The following is a 15,357-nucleotide window of genomic DNA, read 5'->3' as shown; positions in this document are numbered from 1 at the left end:
TTATTTGTTTGTATGTCATACAAATAATGGACGAGAGGGCGAAATGGCTCCCAGATCCGTCCAGACAGCTCCCGAAACGTCGGCCGGCGACCCCAAGCACGCCGCCCGTGCGACCCGTTCGGCTGGGCGTCAGATGCGCTCGCGCCTGCTCGACGTGGCCAGCCGCCTGTTCAAGGAGCGGGGCCTTTCCGGCACCTCGATCTCTGACATCGCGGCCGCCGCGGACGCCTTTCCGAGCCAGATCACCTATTACTTCCGCACCAAGGAAGCGTTGTTCGTCGAAGCCGCCTGCCGCGACGTTCTGTATTTGGCGCGCGCAGCCGAACAGGCCGCATTGCAGGCCCACACGCCGCGGGAATACACCCGCGCGCTAGCCGAGACCGTCACTGCGACGGATTCGGTCGCCTTCTTTACCGAAGCGCTGACGCTCACCCGCCGCCGCCCGGATCTCGCGCCGCTGGTGGAACGCACCATCGAGCGGCTGCACGGCGAGGGCATGCGCGCCTATGCCGGCCAGATCGAGCGGCACGGCTGGAAAACCCTGCGCGATCCCGACGCCAGCTCACGCCGGTTCTGGGCGCTCGCGATCGGCGTGATGGTCGAGGGCCATGCCATGGGTCGTTCGGCGGAAGAAATGTGCAGCGAGATGCTGCGCGTGCTGGGCGATCAGGCGACGACAAGGACCAGTGGCGACAATACAGGGCTGCGTCTCGTCGGCGACCGCGACGCTCCGGATTCACCCGACGGGGAGGGATCGTCATGACCGCGCTTCGCATGCGTGCCCGTGACTTCTTGAACGAGGATCAATTGATCGCCGTGCGCCAGCGCGTGACCTGGAAGGGTATAGCCCTGATCGCGCATGCGTGGGCGCTGATAGTGGGATCGATCGCGCTGGTCGCCTGGTGGCCCAATCCGCTGACCTTTTTGCTGGCGGTCGGCATCATCGGCTCGCGCCAGCTCGGGCTCGCGATTTTGATGCATGACGGTGCGCATGGTTGCCTGTCGGCGGACGAGAAGGTCAACCTGACGCTCAGCCAATGGTTCTGCGCCTATCCGATCTTCGCCGAGACGCGCGCCTATCGCCGCTATCACCTGCAGCACCATGCGCGCACGCAGCAGGAAGACGATCCGGATCTGGTGCTATCAGCGCCGTTTCCGATCACCGGAATGAGCTACCGCCGCAAGTTCGTGCGCGATATCACCGGGCAGACCGGCTACCAGCAGCGCAAAGCGCAGTTTCTAAATGCGCTAGGGCCGAAGGAATGGCCGCTCGCGCGACGCGCCGCTCATTTCTGGGAAAAACTTGGTCCGCAGTTCGCCGTCAATACCGTGCTGTTCGCAGGCCTTGCGGCCGCCGGCGTGTGGTGGGCCTATCCGCTGCTATGGCTATTGCCGTTGCTCACCTGGCAGATGGTCATTACCCGCATCCGCAACATCGCCGAACACGCAGTCGTTCCCGACTCGAACGATCCCCTTCGCAACACCCGCACCACGCGCGCGAATTTCCTTGAGCGGCTGTTCATCGCGCCGTACTACGTCAATTATCACCTCGAGCATCATCTGCTGTTCTATGTGCCTTGCTACAACCTGCCGCTTGTCCACCGCATCCTCTCTGAAAGCCAGTATGCGGATCGGATGGAGGTGCAGCCGAACTACGCCGCCGTGCTGCGGCTCGCAACCGCCAGGCCAGCCCATCAGGACCGGCCGGGCAAACTGGTAAGCAGCGTACGCCGCGCCCGGGCAGGCGCCGAAGTTGACGGCGATCAGGCGGCGGGCAGCTTCTAGAGCTGAACCTTTTCCTTTTCGCTCAGCGCTGACTTCCCCGAGCGACAATGGCCGTGAAAGGAGCCAGTGGATGATCGATCTGACTACCTTGGTTGCTTATGGGGCGGTTGTGCTTGGCTTTGTATTCATTCCGGGTCCCGCTACGCTCCTCACGGTTGCACGGGCAACGAGTTCGGGCACCAAGGCGGGAATCGCTACCGGCGTCGGGATCGCCGCTGGCGACATGATTCATACCTTCATGGCGATCGTCGGTATCTCGGCGATCATTGCCACTTCGGCGGTGCTGTTCAGCATCATCAAATACATTGGCGCGGCGTATCTCGTTTATCTCGGCCTTCGTGCAATTCTTGAGAGAACGCCGGCAAATCTGACCGCCGGCGCACTACCAATCTCGGCCGGCAAGGCATTTAGGCAGGCTATTTTGGCGGAGGTGCTGAATCCAAAGACAGCGCTTTTCTTCCTTGCGTTCCTTCCCCAATTCGTTGTGCCCGAGAACGGATCGGTCATGCTTCAATTGACGATACTGGGCATCCTTTTTGTCCTGTTGGGGCTCGTCAGCACGGTGGTTTTTGCGGTTTGCGCGGGCGGTCTCGGCAGCTTCCTCCGTCGAAATCCCACGGTGTTGAAATGGCAGGGCAAGGTGGTTGGCGGGATCTATTGTACGCTGGGTGTCCGTTTGGCGCTGCAAGAACGCTGAGCTCGCCCCAATACCTGACCTTCCCACGGAGCGCGTCATCCCGCACCGCGGCTTGACATCCCGGCCTCGGTCAGTGTCTTACGACCCCCATTCGAATGAGGGAGCGCCGATGACGGCTGCATTTACGTTTCCGGGACAAGGTTCCCAGGCGGTCGGCATGGGCAAGGCCCTGGCGGAGGGCTTTCCGGCCGCGCGGGCGGTGTTCGACGAGGTCGATTCGGCGCTCGGCGAGAAGCTGACCGCCATCATCTGGGACGGCCCGGCCGAAACCCTCCAGCTCACCGAAAATGCCCAGCCGGCCCTGATGGCGGTCTCGATCGCCACGCTGCGGGTACTGGAGACCGAGGCGGGCTTTTCCGTCGGGCGGGATGCCGCCTTCGTCGCCGGCCATTCACTCGGTGAATATTCCGCGCTGGCTGCGGCCGGCAGCCTCAGCCTCAGCGATACCGCGCGCCTGCTGCGTACCCGCGGCCTTGCGATGCAAAAGGCCGTGCCGGTCGGCGCCGGCGCCATGGCCGCATTGCTCGGGCTCGATTATGAGGCCGCGATGGCGGTTGCCAGCGAAGCGGCGCAGGGGCAGGTCTGCCAGGCCGCCAACGACAATGGCGGCGGGCAGGTGGTGGTGTCCGGCGACAAGGCCGCCGTCGAGCGCGCGCTCGAAATCGCCAAGACCAAGGGCGCCAAGCGCGCGATGCTGCTGCCGGTGTCCGCACCGTTCCATTGCAAGCTGATGCAGCCTGCGGCCGATGCGATGGCGGAGGCGCTGGCGGGCGTGACGATCAAGGCGCCGGCCTCGCCGCTGGTGTCGAACGTGCTGGCTGCGCCGATCACCGATCCCGACGAGATTCGCCGCCGCCTGATCGAGCAGGTGACGGGTACCGTGCGCTGGCGCGAGTCGGTGGCTTACATGGCAGGTCATGGCGTCACGCGGTTCTTCGAAATCGGCGCCGGCAAGGTGCTGAGCGGGCTGGTCAAGCGCATCGCCGACGGCGCGGTCGGCGTGTCGATCGGGGGACCCAACGATATTGCGGCGGCCAAGGACGCATTGGCGGCTTCGGCCTAAAGCTCCCGGAAGGAGACATTGATGTTCGATTTGACGGGCAGGACGGCGCTGGTGACCGGCGCGACCGGCGGCATTGGCGGGGCGATCGCGCAGGCGTTGCATGCGCAGGGTGCGACGGTGGCTATTTCCGGAACGCGCCGCGAGGTGCTGGATTCGTTCGCCGGCAAGCTTGGCGATCGCGTCCATGTGCTGCCGTGCAACCTCTCCGACAGCGCTGATGTCGAGGCGCTGGTGCCCGCGGCGGAAGCCGCGATGGGGCAGGTCGACATCCTGATCGCCAATGCCGGGATCACGCGCGACAACCTTTTCGTGCAGTTGCGCGACGCGGATTGGGACGACGTCATCCAGGTCAATCTGACCGCGACCTTCCGTCTCGCCCGCGCCGCGACCAAATTGATGATGCGCAAGCGCTTCGGCCGGATTATTGCGATCACCTCGATCGTCGGTGTAACCGGCAACCCCGGCCAGGCCAACTACACCGCGTCGAAGGCCGGAATCATCGGCCTGATCAAGACGCTGGGTGCGGAATACGCCAAGCGCAACGTCACCGCCAATTGCATTGCGCCGGGCTTTATCAAGACGCCGATGACCGACGCGCTCAACGACAAGCAGCGCGAGACCATCCTGACGAAGGTTCCTGCGGCGCGGCTGGGCACGCCGGAGGACATCGCCGCGGCGGCCGTCTATCTCGCGTCGAACGAGGCGGCCTACGTCACCGGCCAGACTATTCACGTCAACGGCGGAATGGCCATGTTTTGAGCCAGTTATCGCCCCGATCGATGCGGCCAAAGGCCGTTTCGCCGGGGTGGTGGAGGTTGTAGTCAGGGCTTGGGAAGTATGGTAACCGAACCCCCGACGGATGGGCAAACAAGGCCATTGCAGGATTTTGAAACCCTGTATATTGGCGTGGCGACGCCTGCCGTTCGCCGGGGCTTTGTCGGCTACCACCGGGCCGAATCAAGACTATGCGCGATAGCGAAGGAAGTTTAACGACCACGATAGCTCGTAGCGTCTCTATAGCGTCTTGGGGTCGGGTCCAATGGAACAAGCACGAGGTTAAACGATGAGTGAGATTGGCGAGCGGGTTAAGAAGATTGTGGTCGAACACCTCGGTGTTGAACCCGATAAGGTCGTCGACAACGCAAGTTTCATTGACGATCTCGGCGCCGACAGTCTCGACACCGTCGAGCTTGTGATGGCATTTGAAGAAGAGTTCGGTTGCGAAATCCCTGATGACGCCGCCGAGACGATTTTGACCGTCGGCGACGCTACGAAGTTTCTCGAGAAGAACGCGAAAAGCTGACGTCCCGGGCGGGTAGAGACAGAGCCGGACGGGCCGTTGTAGAACGGTCCCCCGGTTTCTTGTTTTGGGCCGCTGGTTTCGGGCTGGAGTTTTGACATGAGACGGGTTGTCGTCACGGGGCTGGGCATGGTTACGCCGCTCGGCTGCGGCGTTGACACAACGTGGACGCGAATCCTCAACGGCCAGAGCGGCGCCAGGAAGATCGATACATTCGAAGTCGCCGATCTTGCCAGCCAGATCGCCTGCGTGATTCCACGCGGCGACGGCAGTGATGGCACTTTCAATCCCGACCAGTGGATGGAGCCGAAAGAACAGCGCAAGGTCGATGATTTCATCATCTTTGCGATGGCTGCGGCGCGCCAGGCGCTCGACGATGCCGACTGGCATCCCTCGACCGAAGAAGACAAATGCGCCACCGGCACCCTGATCGGTTCGGGGATCGGCGGCCTGTCCGGCATCGCCGATACGGCGTTGCTTCTGAAGGAGCGCGGGCCGCGCAGGGTATCGCCGTTCTTCATCCCGGGACGCCTGATCAATCTCGCTTCCGGCTATGTCTCGATCGAGCACGGCCTCAAGGGTCCCAACCATTCCGTGGTGACGGCGTGTTCGACCGGCGCGCATGCGATCGGCGATGGTGCCAGGCTGATTGCGCTCGGCGACGCCGACGTCATGGTGGCGGGCGGGACCGAATCGCCGATCTGCCGGCTGGCAATGGCGGGATTCTGCGCTGCGCGCGCTCTCTCGACCGGCTACAACGACGCGCCGCAAAGAGCTTCGCGACCCTACGACAAGGATCGCGATGGTTTCGTGATGGGCGAGGGCGCCGGCGTCGTCGTGCTCGAGGAATATGAGCACGCGAAAAAGCGCGGTGCGCGAATCTATTGCGAAGTGGTGGGCTATGGCCTGTCGGGCGACGCCTATCACATCACCTCGCCGTCGCCGGATGGCGATGGCGGCTTCCGCAGCATGAGCGCGGCGATCAAGCGCGCCGGGATAGCGGTATCCGATATCGACTACATCAACGCGCACGGAACCTCGACGCAGATCGGCGACGAGATCGAACTCGGCGCGGTGGAGCGGCTGCTCGGCAACGCCGCCTCCAAGGTATCGATGTCGTCGACGAAATCGTCGACCGGACACCTGCTCGGTGCTGCCGGCGCGATCGAGGCCATTTTCAGTATCCTTGCGATTCGCGACAATGTCGCTCCTCCCACCATCAATTTGGAAAATCCGTCGGTGGAAACGGCAATCGATCTGGTGCCGCAGACGGCGCGCAAGCGCGAGATTAACGTCGCGCTGTCGAATTCCTTCGGTTTCGGTGGCACCAATGCCTCCGTGATCGTTCGGCGCGTGGCTGACTAGCAAGTGTTTATAACTACTCCACCGTTTTGCCGTATTCGGCGATGACTTCTACATACGGGCGTATGCTATCGGCCGGGCAGGGGATTGCCGGGCCGCGATTGAACCGACAGGATTCAGGTTGCATCGATGAGTGAGAGGCCGCCCATTTCACCACGGAGCCCGCGCGCTGCGTTGGAGCCCGAGCAGGTGCCGCCGCCGCCGAAGCGGTCGGAGCGCGCCCGCAATCCCTTCGTGGTCGTCGGCAATGCCATCATCACCATCCTGATCATCCTGATGATCGGCGCGGGAGCGGTGTACTATTACGGCAGACAAATCCTGGAAGCGCAGGGTCCGCTGCGGGAAGACAAGATCGTCAACATTCCCTCGCGTGCCGGCAAGCGCGACATCGCCGACGCGCTGCTGCGTGAGGGCGTGATCAACGTCAATCCCTGGGTATTCATCGGCGGTGTGTTTGCGCTGAAGGCGAGTTCCGACCTCAAGCCGGGTGAATATTCCTTCCAGAAGAATGCCAGCCTGCGCGATGTCATCGCCACCATCGTCGAGGGCAAGGTGGTGCAGCACGCCGTCACGATTCCCGAAGGCCTGACGTCCGAACAGATCGTGTTGCGGCTCATCGACAATGACATCTTCGCTGGGAGCGTGCGGGAAATGCCGCGCGAAGGCACGCTGCTGCCGGAGACCTACAAATTCCCGCGCGGCACCACGCGCGAGCAGGTGATCCACCGCTTGCAACAGAGCCAGAAGCGGGTGCTTGCGGAGATCTGGGAGCGCCGCAATCCGGACGTTCTGGTCAAGTCGCCGGAACAGCTCATCACGCTGGCGTCGATCATCGAGAAGGAAACCGGCCGGGCCGACGAGCGCAGCCGCGTGGCCGCCGTATTCACCAATCGCCTGCGGCAGAGGATCAAGCTGCAGTCCGATCCGACCATCATCTACGGCCTGGTCGGCGGCAAGGGAACGCTGGGCCGGCCGATCAAGCGCTCCGAGATCACGCAGCCTTCGCCCTACAACACCTATGTGATCGAGGGCCTGCCGCCCGGACCGATCGCCAATCCGGGCCGTGCCTCGCTCGAAGCGGCGGCCAACCCGGCGCGCACGCGCGACCTGTTCTTCGTGGCCGACGGGACCGGCGGGCACGCCTTCACCGAGACCTACGACCAGCACCAGAAGAACGTCGCCAAGCTGCGGGCGCTCGAAAAACAGATTCAGAACGACACCGTCGAACCGTCAGAGGATGCGCCACCGCCCACCGCGGCCGGAGCGCCGGCCGATACCACCGCGACCACGCCGCGTGGGGCGGCGCCAGCGAAAAAGCCGCCCGCACGTCCTGCGGCACCTGCTGCGGCGCCAGGCCGCCAGGGCGCCGCGCAGTCGACCACGACACCGCCGGTGGTTCAGCGCTGACGCCCGGTCGGTTGAATAGTCGTTCCGGCCACCGCCGGAACGCAATTCCACTTTGGCGGAAATCGGCTTAAGGTCCCGCCGTTCCTTTCGAGTCTCGAAATCCCTGTCTTTCGGAGAGTATTACGCGATGGCGCTATCGAGCATGACCGGTTTTGCCCGGAGTCACGGCGCCAGCGGCCCCTATACGTTCGAATGGGAGTTGAAGTCGGTCAACGCCAAGGGTTTTGATCTGCGCTTGCGGCTGCCGCCCGGCTGGGACGAGCTGGAGGCCTTTGCCAAGAAACGCGCCGGCGAGGTGCTGTCGCGGGGCACGGTCTACGCCAACCTCAGCGTCAAGCGCGCCAACGCGGTCTCGACCGTGCGCATCAATGAAGACGTGCTCGCCTCGATCGTGAAGGTCGCGGGCGAACTCGCCGGCAGGATCGACGCCGTGGCACCCAGCATCGACGGTCTCCTCGGCATCAAGGGCGTCATCGAAGTCGTCGAGCCCGAAAGCGACGAGGCGGAAGACAAGGCGGCGAGGGATGCGGCTGCGGCCGCCTTCGAGCAGGCGCTCGCCCACCTCGTCGAGATGCGCCGCCGCGAAGGCGTGACGCTCGGACAAATTCTCATGCAGCGCATGGATGAAATCGAGAGACTGGCGAAAAAGGCCGAGGCTGCGCCCGGCCGCAAGCCGGAGGCGATCAGGGCGCGCCTGGCCGAGCAGGTGGCGGCGCTGCTGGAGACTTCCGAGCGTTTCGATACTGACAGGCTCAATCAGGAAGCGATCCTGATCGCGACCAAGGCCGACATCCGCGAAGAGCTCGACCGCATCGCCTCGCACGTCGCGCAGGCCCGTGAGATGATCGGCAAGGGCGGACCGGTCGGCCGGCGGCTAGACTTCCTCTCCCAGGAATTCAACCGCGAGGTCAATACCTGCTGCTCCAAATCGAACGATCTGGAATTGACCCAGACCGGGCTCGAGATGAAAAACGTGGTCGAGCAGTTCCGCGAGCAGGTCCAGAATCTGGAGTGACGGATGGTGGCTTCTGGTTTCGACGGGGTTGAACGGCGAGGGCTGATGTTCGTGCTGTCGTCGCCTTCGGGCGCGGGCAAGACGACGCTGTCGCGCATGCTGCTTGAGCGCGAGCCGGGCCTGAAGATGTCGGTTTCAGCGACGACGCGGCCGATGCGGCCGGGCGAAGTCGATGGCAGCGATTATTTCTTCGTCGACAAACCCAAGTTCGAGGCGATGGTCGCGCAGGGCGAACTGCTGGAATGGGCGACCGTGTTCGACAATTTGTACGGTACGCCGCGCGCGCCGGTCGAAGCGGCATTGTCGGCGGGGCAGGATGTTTTGTTCGACATCGACTGGCAGGGTACTCAGCAACTGCATCAAAAGGCGAGCGTTGATGTGGTCCGGGTCTTCATCCTGCCGCCTTCGGCCGCCGATCTCGAGAAACGGCTGCACACGCGTGCGCAGGATTCCGACGAGGTGATTCGCGGACGCATGAGCCGCGCCACCCACGAACTCAGCCACTGGGCGGAATACGACTATATCGTCGTCAACCAGAACGTCGATGACGCGTTCGCCGAGGTGCAGTCGATCCTCAAGGCCGAGCGGCTCAAGCGTGAGCGCCGCACCGGTCTCACCGAGTTCGTTCGCAAGCTGCAGCGCCAGCTGGAAAAATAGCCGCCGCTTCCGTTTCGGTTACGTCTGCGCGCTGCGGGCGAGCCGGGCCAGCATTTCCGTAACCTGCAGCTCCCGCTCCCGATCCTGGTTGGGCACGTGTCGCCGTTCCTGGGGCGCACGTGGCCGCTCCTGCGGTGCGCGTGGCCGCTCTCGGGGCACGCGCGTTGTCCTTTCCTGGGGCACGCGCGGATTGTGCACGCCTGCGGTACGCCGCAGCCCGGCGTCCTCGTCATGGAACATCGGTTGCGGCGAACGCCGCCTTGTCTTTGCGGTCTTTGCGGAATCCCACATCGCGCGCCGCTTGCGGCGCATGGCGCGGCGTGCCCGCATGCGGCCGATCCTGACGATCGCGCTTACCGTAAGGCCGGCCAGCGCGAGGGCGGCGGCCATCACCAGAAGCAGCTTCTGCAGCGATGCGGTCGGCTTTGCCGTCGCCGCTTCCGCTGCGACGGGCGCAACCTGATCTGCTGCCGCGGGCTGCTGCACTTCCTCGGCCTGTGGCGGCTGGGCTGCGGGCGGGTTGGCGGCGGCGACCTGGAGATCGGCCGGATTGGCCAGAGATCTCGTGGTGGGAGCGTCGTTCCATCGCATCGACGACAGCGGCGCCGGCGCAAGCACGCTCGGCATGGCTGCACGCTGGATATTTTGAGCGGCCGGTGCGGGAGCTGCGGCAACCGTTCGCGGCTCGGCTCTGGCGGGCGAATTCTGCTCGGCGCGCGGTTGCTGGGAGACCCATTCGGCACGTGCGTCGGAGATCGACTTGCGTGTGATCGTTCGTTGCTGCGGCGGCGTCGGTTCTGCTGCGGCCGAAGACGGCGCGGGGGCCGAAACTGACGGAGGCGCCGAAGCTGGCGGCGCGGCGCGCGCGAACTTGTCGTCGGCCGTGTCGCTCTCCTCCCGGAGATACCAGCATTGACGTTTGGTGACGCGGTCGATGCGATAGTACCAATGGCTGCCGGAGGGAGTAGCGCCCTTCGGCGCCGACAGGCAACTGTCCGCGGCGGCCTGGGTCGCTGGCATGGCGGCTTCCGCCGTTGATATTACCTGCGCCCGGAGATCCGTCATTGTGGCGAGATTGGCACCTGCCACAACACCGGCAAACAGAGCCGGGACGAATTTCACCGAACGGTTCGACATCAACATCCCCGGCAACGCAACGCTACGCGACTCTTTACGTGCCCAATCTGGTCAGAGACTTGGGTGGCAATGAGCCGCAATTTCGGAGCGGATGGGGTATAATTGGGGCCAGTGTTCCGCCTCAATTTGAGGCGGGCTACAGCCATGAAAAACCGGCGTTTTTTCCTACTGTTTGGAGGCGGTCCAGCGGCCGGTACAGCCATCGGATCGCACGAATGAGCCGGAGCCGGTGCGGCCCGAAAAACGCCCGGAACTGTTCCAACTCAAGCCCTGGACCGATCCGCCGCTCCGCGTGGAGCCATTTGGGCTGACTGACCCGGAGCTCAACTCACCCGAAATCCTGCCGCCGGAGATGACAAATCTCTCGGTGGCGCTGCCGCAAGGCGTGCCCACGGCAACGGAAACCCATGAGCCATCGAAATTGCCACCACCGCCTTCACCGCCGCTTTTGCGCGACGCGCGGCGCGGCTCGTCGGATTCGGGTTTGCCGCGCCGTGCCGGCTTGGAGGATTCGACCGCGCGAGGCGCCTCGCGCGAACCGGACAGCGATTTCTCATCGTTGCCGATGCTGCCGCCGGAGCTGCCGGATTGTGCCAGCGCAGGGCCTGATCCGCATGTGCCCAATAGCAACACAGCGAACCCATAGACACTGATCGAGCCTCGAACCCTGTTTTTCATGACTGGCGCTTCCCAATCGGATCGGTGGGCACGGAGCCCCAACAAGATTCTTGAAAATTACTGCTTGGATGCCGTCCATCGGCCGCTGCATCCATCGGATTGCCTGAAAGTCCCGGAGCCGCTGCGACCGGAAAGTCGGCCGACGCTGGTGGCGGTGACGCCGCTTGAATTGTTGATCGCGCTGACCGCGCCGTTCGGGCTGACTCGTCCGCTCACGCCCTGGCCGATGATCCTGCCGCTGGTCACCACCACCGCGTTTCGGCTGCTGCCGGAGCAGGTGGTACCGACACTGTTGACGACCCACGCGCCGTCGAAACTGCTGGCACCGCTGCTCTGCGAAGCGCGGCGCGGCTCGTCCGCCTCGGGCTTGCTGCGCCGTGCGGGCCTTTCCGATTCGCTTGCGCGCGGCGGCTCACGCGAACCGGAGAGCGATTTTTCATCATTGCCGATACTGCCGCCGGCGCTGCCGGACTGCGCATGCGCAGGACCCAACGCGACCAAGGTCAATATCAAGAGGTAGGCAACCCGGATCGAGCGGCGGACGGCAATTCGCATAGGCAGGTGCTTCCAATAGCTTGAGTCTGAATTCTAGCGGCCCGAACCGTCGGCACAGACCGCGCCAATGATGCGGCAAGATTTGCCAGTCTTTCCGCACTCGTCAAGCGCGGCTTCCCTGGCGCGCGCAACGGTGTCGCGCTGGACCAGCGACCATGACTTACCCGAGATCGCGAACGCGCCGCATCGCGCGCCATAGAAGCTCAACTCGACCGGACATTTGGTCGAGCCGCAATTCTTGAGTGCGTCGTCGATTGCTGCCCGTCGCGACGAATGATTCCAGGACATTCCCCATTTGTCGCCGTCGGGGCCGTAGACGATCGAGCCCCACGGTTTCAGGTCTTCCATCTTGCGCAGCCGCGTCAGCACGCCTTCGGTGGCATCACCGGTCGGCGTCATCCTGGCCTTCTCCTGAAATTTTGTTATCGCGACCCGCATGCCGTTCTTGCTGTCCAGCGGCTCCGGATCGTAATTGAGCTCGAACAGGCGGTCGCTCAATTCGCGCAGCAGGATCGGATCCTTGATCGGAATGCGGTCGGGGTCCGGACGCAGCGTCGAGGCCAGCGGTGCGGGCTGCGGCGCGACGGCGACCTGTGGCAATGCCGCAGTCGGAGCAGGGGCCACGAAATAGAAATTGCCGTCGATCGGGGAGGAGGACACCCAGGGCTGTTGCGATCCGCCGGTCTGGCGTTTCACGGCGAGGCCGACCTGGTTGAAGGTCTGAAAGATGTCGAGCCCGGCCTGCTTGATTGTCCCGGCCAGCGCCCTGGTATAGGGGCTGTGGCCGTCGGTGCCATCGAGCGCGACATTGCCGGGCTGCGTCGCATAGGAGATCAGCGTCCCCTCCGGCGCGCGCATCTGCGCGAGACCGCCGTCGGAAGCGCGCAATCCGCGGGCACCGAACGGGTTGTTCCGGCAGGCATCGAGGATCACCATGTTGAGGCGCGTCCCCGAACCCTGCATCTGGCGCAGCACGAGGTTGACGTCGACCATCTGGAAATCGACATCGGCCTCGCGTGTCGGGTTGGCGCTGATTGGGACCAGATAGTTCGCGCCGGAGACCTGCACGCCGTGGCCGGCATAGTAGAACAGCGCGACGTCGGCGCCCTGAACCTGGCGGCCGAAATTCTGCACGGCCAGATCCATCGCCGGCTTGTCGAGATCGAGCTGGGCGCGGCCGCCGATCAGCGTGAAGCCGAGGCCAGAGAGCGTTTCGGCCATCAGCGCCGCGTCGTTGCGCGGATTATCCAGCCGGGTCACGTTTTGGTAGGCGGAGTTGCCGATCACCAGCGCGACGCGCTTTTCGGCGGCGGCAGGCGCGGCGAGGGTGAGCGCCAGCAACGACGCCAGCGCCGCGATTTTCCAAATTTTCCCGCCGAAGGCCCCGCTCATAATCAAATGAAACCCATAATGAAACGACGACAGATTATCAGCCTGCGCGCTCTGCGAAAAGCGGTACGGCCGTGCAAACAGGGGGCTCATACGGATTATGCCGGTGCTCCGATACGCGTATAGTTGTGTTCGATAGATGCGGCCAGCGGCTGGATACGGCATTACGATCTCGCGGCGCGGGTAGCGCCCGAAGTTATGCGATCTGCGATGCCCTCTTGAGATAGAGGGCGCAGGGAAAGCCGGGTGCCCATGACACCCGCAGTCGTGCGCAAGAATGCACACGGTGGACCGCAGGTGCGCCGGAACACCCGGCCTTCCCTGCGCAGTGGTTTATCGGCTTATGCCGCGCTCTCCCCGGAGACGAATTCCTCTTGCCTCCGTCGCTGACGGATTGGCGATTGATCGAAGGCCCGGTTGGGCTCGACAATCTCCATCAGCTTGACACCAGCAACGGGTGCCAGGACCACACGGTTTTGCCGTCCGCAGCTTCCTCGTGCCATACGCTTCGACCGGCCCGTATGCTGCCGGAAGAAGTTTCGGCCGAGGCGTTTAAGCGCCGGTCGTCTGCGCGCCATGCCCGCTCACGGAAGATCCGCCCTGCGAACACACCTCGCGCCCGACGCTGCCGCGTCCACCGCAACCCGTCCCAACGTTCGTGACGATGGCCAACGCCCCTCTTGCGGGACAGGATGGCGGGAGTTGTAGGTTTGATTTGGGTCTCGCGTTAAGCGAAAAATTTTGACGAAGTGCGAAATAAGTTTCTTGCCAGGAGGGGCAAATCAGTGATTGGAGGCCGCCAGAGAAAATCGCGCGAGCGAACGGTTGTTGAGTGCACTAAATTGAAGACGTTGCGGGCTTCGTGGGACTCCACTGGCCTAAGGAGACGTAGTGATGGCTTTGTCCATCGTGTTGCGGATCAAGCGCACGCTGGATGATGTTGAGATCGATACGATCATCTCGGATGTTGAGGCGCGTAAGGCATTGGCGCTGGAACGTCAGCGCCGGCCGACTGGCGCAAGCGCGAGCTGGCCGCGAGCCGTTTTCGCGCGAAATGTGATTACCTCGATGGCACGGTTGCCACGTCCAGCCCTGGTCAGGTACCGTAATTATCGACGCTTGTGATCGGAAGGCGCGGCGGAAGTACCCGGCCTGATGATCTCGAATGACCCCGACGTGCAATATCGTCGGGGTCATTTCACCGTAGTTTTGCGGGATAGTGTTCAACCCGTGTTCTTGGCAAACGATCTAACCCGGCACGGGGAGGCGGAAGGCTTTATGAAGGTAGCCTATGCCGATTTCGCGGGACCCCTGATCGCTCTGGAGCCCTATAACTGCGGCTAGTTTACTCGGCCGGCGACCGCTATTCGCAATCTAGCGCGCGACTTCGCGCATCATCGTATCCAGCGCGTAGACAACAAAAGAAATAGCGCCCGATTACCCCGGTAGTTGGCCGCTGGTCGGGTGCTCTCAAACCCGCCGATAATCGTGGCCCCGTAGCGGTCACAGACCCGCCATTCCCACTTGATTGAGCTTCGCTTGGTAATCAACACTTCCAACACGGCCGCGCCCGCCATCCCAGTTGCGTACCATCAAGATACCAATGGGCTTTAAAGGTGTCGGTTCGCTTTTAGACTCTCAGATGTAGTTTGATGAAAGTGAGTGTTTAAAACAGTGTTTGAATACAGCGTCTAGCGATGTCTTAGTTTGGCAGGTTGAGACGCACGGCTTCAGTTCTTAAGAACGATGCGACCAACGACTTTCCTGGCCCGCAGCCCGTAGGACTTCCCACTCGCGCCCCTTGACTGCGGGTAGGAAATTCTACGTGCTGGGCTTAAGACCTCATGATGCTCCGTCCACCGCCTCGCGAAGCGTCGCGGCGAGGCGCTCATATTCCTTTGGATTCGTCTCTTTCAGCGTAGCGAGGTCGGCTGCGATGCGGTCGAGGCGTCGGGCTGCAGCTTGTGCCTTGATGTCATCGATCTCGCGACGGATCTTCGCGAATTCTTTGAAAGCCGTTGCATCCTGCTTCGCCTTCGGCAAGTCAGCAATGAGAACGGCAAGTGCATCCATGACACGACCTAGCTGACGACCGTAGCTCTGCGCGGCGACAATCTCTCGTTCGGTATCAGGAGCGCTTGAATTCTGCTCGGTGATGTTGATCACGCTACCGAACCATCCGGGCAATATGGGCTGCACGAAGTTCCGGGGCGCCGCAAAAAAATCGAGAGGATTGGGCATGCTGCCCTTCATCCAGGACGGCCAGTCCCACCCCGGTGGGTTCGAAAGCTGAGAGTCGCTGCTCATGACGC

16 protein-coding genes are annotated in these 15,357 nt (G+C 63.1%); 13 read left to right on the top strand and 3 right to left on the bottom strand.

Translation table 11 applies throughout. The features are described 5' to 3' along the window. Positions 1-43: 43 nt before the first annotated feature. From KIP88_RS25715 to gmk, 10 genes are all read left to right on the top strand, one after another. Entirely contained in the window at positions 44-763 is a 720-nt protein-coding gene (locus tag KIP88_RS25715) for a TetR/AcrR family transcriptional regulator C-terminal domain-containing protein (RefSeq protein WP_214490829.1), read from the top strand. Beyond that, the gene (locus KIP88_RS25710; RefSeq protein ID WP_214490828.1) at positions 760-1,785 is read left to right on the top strand and encodes a fatty acid desaturase family protein; all 1,026 of its coding nucleotides are present in this window, start codon (positions 760-762) and stop codon (positions 1,783-1,785) included. Before KIP88_RS25715 ends, KIP88_RS25710 begins: the two co-directional genes overlap by 4 nt. Before the next feature lie 70 nt (positions 1,786-1,855). After that, positions 1,856-2,482, top strand: a complete 627-nt coding sequence (locus KIP88_RS25705) for a LysE family translocator (protein ID WP_214490827.1) — start codon at positions 1,856-1,858, stop codon at positions 2,480-2,482. A gap of 109 nt (positions 2,483-2,591) precedes the next feature. Continuing rightward, on the top strand, positions 2,592-3,545 hold the full coding sequence (gene fabD, locus KIP88_RS25700; protein ID WP_214490826.1) for an ACP S-malonyltransferase: 954 nt from the start codon (positions 2,592-2,594) through the stop codon (positions 3,543-3,545). A gap of 21 nt (positions 3,546-3,566) precedes the next feature. Beyond that, the gene (gene fabG, locus KIP88_RS25695; RefSeq protein ID WP_214490825.1) at positions 3,567-4,304 is read left to right on the top strand and encodes a 3-oxoacyl-[acyl-carrier-protein] reductase; all 738 of its coding nucleotides are present in this window, start codon (positions 3,567-3,569) and stop codon (positions 4,302-4,304) included. A 304-nt stretch (positions 4,305-4,608) separates the two neighbouring features. Further along, positions 4,609-4,848, top strand: a complete 240-nt coding sequence (locus KIP88_RS25690) for an acyl carrier protein (protein WP_008969609.1) — start codon at positions 4,609-4,611, stop codon at positions 4,846-4,848. A gap of 96 nt (positions 4,849-4,944) precedes the next feature. After that, entirely contained in the window at positions 4,945-6,210 is a 1,266-nt protein-coding gene (gene fabF, locus KIP88_RS25685; RefSeq protein WP_214490824.1) for a beta-ketoacyl-ACP synthase II, read from the top strand. 126 nt (positions 6,211-6,336) lie between these two features. Continuing rightward, positions 6,337-7,614, top strand: a complete 1,278-nt coding sequence (gene mltG / locus KIP88_RS25680; protein ID WP_214490823.1) for an endolytic transglycosylase MltG — start codon at positions 6,337-6,339, stop codon at positions 7,612-7,614. A gap of 127 nt (positions 7,615-7,741) precedes the next feature. Then, complete coding sequence (locus tag KIP88_RS25675) at positions 7,742-8,629, top strand: YicC/YloC family endoribonuclease (RefSeq protein ID WP_214490822.1); 888 nt, start codon at positions 7,742-7,744, stop codon at positions 8,627-8,629. A 3-nt stretch (positions 8,630-8,632) separates the two neighbouring features. Beyond that, entirely contained in the window at positions 8,633-9,286 is a 654-nt protein-coding gene (gene gmk / locus KIP88_RS25670) for a guanylate kinase (RefSeq protein WP_214490821.1), read from the top strand. A gap of 18 nt (positions 9,287-9,304) precedes the next feature. On the opposite strand, the gene KIP88_RS25665 is transcribed toward gmk, so the two are convergent. Then, positions 9,305-10,423: a hypothetical protein gene (locus KIP88_RS25665; RefSeq protein WP_214490820.1), complete on the bottom strand. Its 1,119-nt coding sequence runs from the start codon at positions 10,421-10,423 to the stop codon at positions 9,305-9,307. Positions 10,424-10,652: 229 nt separating this feature from the next. Here KIP88_RS25665 and KIP88_RS25660 point away from each other — a divergent pair, with 229 nt between their 5' ends. Next, complete coding sequence (locus KIP88_RS25660) at positions 10,653-11,069, top strand: hypothetical protein (protein WP_214490819.1); 417 nt, start codon at positions 10,653-10,655, stop codon at positions 11,067-11,069. 96 nt (positions 11,070-11,165) lie between these two features. Continuing rightward, positions 11,166-11,621 (top strand): hypothetical protein, encoded by a 456-nt coding sequence (locus KIP88_RS48265; RefSeq protein ID WP_214490818.1) that lies wholly within the window; start codon positions 11,166-11,168, stop codon positions 11,619-11,621. 68 nt (positions 11,622-11,689) lie between these two features. Here KIP88_RS48265 and KIP88_RS25650 read toward each other — a convergent pair whose 3' ends face one another. Next, entirely contained in the window at positions 11,690-13,048 is a 1,359-nt protein-coding gene (locus KIP88_RS25650) for a caspase family protein (protein ID WP_214490910.1), read from the bottom strand. An 891-nt stretch (positions 13,049-13,939) separates the two neighbouring features. Between KIP88_RS25650 and KIP88_RS25645 the strand changes: the two genes are divergently transcribed. Then, a complete protein-coding gene (locus KIP88_RS25645) occupies positions 13,940-14,170 on the top strand; it encodes a hypothetical protein (RefSeq protein WP_214490817.1) in 231 nt (76 codons plus the stop codon). A 717-nt stretch (positions 14,171-14,887) separates the two neighbouring features. Here the strand turns inward: KIP88_RS25645 and KIP88_RS25640 are convergent. Beyond that, a complete protein-coding gene (locus tag KIP88_RS25640; RefSeq protein ID WP_214490816.1) occupies positions 14,888-15,286 on the bottom strand; it encodes a hypothetical protein in 399 nt (132 codons plus the stop codon). Positions 15,287-15,357 lie beyond the last annotated feature (71 nt).

The sequence above is a fragment of the Bradyrhizobium sp. SRL28 genome, assembly GCF_018596315.1.
In the GTDB taxonomy this organism is placed as follows: Bacteria; Pseudomonadota; Alphaproteobacteria; order Rhizobiales; family Xanthobacteraceae; genus Bradyrhizobium.
This window is presented reverse-complemented; position numbering and strand designations above follow the sequence as displayed.

Excerpts from the sequence above, each read along its gene's own strand:
- gmk (WP_214490821.1), top strand. The coding sequence starts at position 8,633 with ATGGTGGCTTCTGGTTTCGACGGGGTTGAACGGCGAGGGCTGATGTTC.
- KIP88_RS25645 (WP_214490817.1), top strand. The coding sequence starts at position 13,940 with ATGGCTTTGTCCATCGTGTTGCGGATCAAGCGCACGCTGGATGATGTT.
- KIP88_RS25690 (WP_008969609.1), top strand. The coding sequence starts at position 4,609 with ATGAGTGAGATTGGCGAGCGGGTTAAGAAGATTGTGGTCGAACACCTC.
- KIP88_RS25705 (WP_214490827.1), top strand. The coding sequence starts at position 1,856 with ATGATCGATCTGACTACCTTGGTTGCTTATGGGGCGGTTGTGCTTGGC.
- fabG (WP_214490825.1), top strand. The coding sequence starts at position 3,567 with ATGTTCGATTTGACGGGCAGGACGGCGCTGGTGACCGGCGCGACCGGC.
- KIP88_RS25710 (WP_214490828.1), top strand. The coding sequence starts at position 760 with ATGACCGCGCTTCGCATGCGTGCCCGTGACTTCTTGAACGAGGATCAA.
- KIP88_RS25640 (WP_214490816.1), bottom strand. The coding sequence starts at position 15,286 with ATGCCCAATCCTCTCGATTTTTTTGCGGCGCCCCGGAACTTCGTGCAG.
- KIP88_RS25675 (WP_214490822.1), top strand. The coding sequence starts at position 7,742 with ATGGCGCTATCGAGCATGACCGGTTTTGCCCGGAGTCACGGCGCCAGC.
- fabD (WP_214490826.1), top strand. The coding sequence starts at position 2,592 with ATGACGGCTGCATTTACGTTTCCGGGACAAGGTTCCCAGGCGGTCGGC.
- KIP88_RS25650 (WP_214490910.1), bottom strand. The coding sequence starts at position 13,048 with ATGAGCGGGGCCTTCGGCGGGAAAATTTGGAAAATCGCGGCGCTGGCG.
- KIP88_RS25715 (WP_214490829.1), top strand. The coding sequence starts at position 44 with ATGGCTCCCAGATCCGTCCAGACAGCTCCCGAAACGTCGGCCGGCGAC.
- fabF (WP_214490824.1), top strand. The coding sequence starts at position 4,945 with ATGAGACGGGTTGTCGTCACGGGGCTGGGCATGGTTACGCCGCTCGGC.
- KIP88_RS25665 (WP_214490820.1), bottom strand. The coding sequence starts at position 10,423 with ATGTCGAACCGTTCGGTGAAATTCGTCCCGGCTCTGTTTGCCGGTGTT.
- mltG (WP_214490823.1), top strand. The coding sequence starts at position 6,337 with ATGAGTGAGAGGCCGCCCATTTCACCACGGAGCCCGCGCGCTGCGTTG.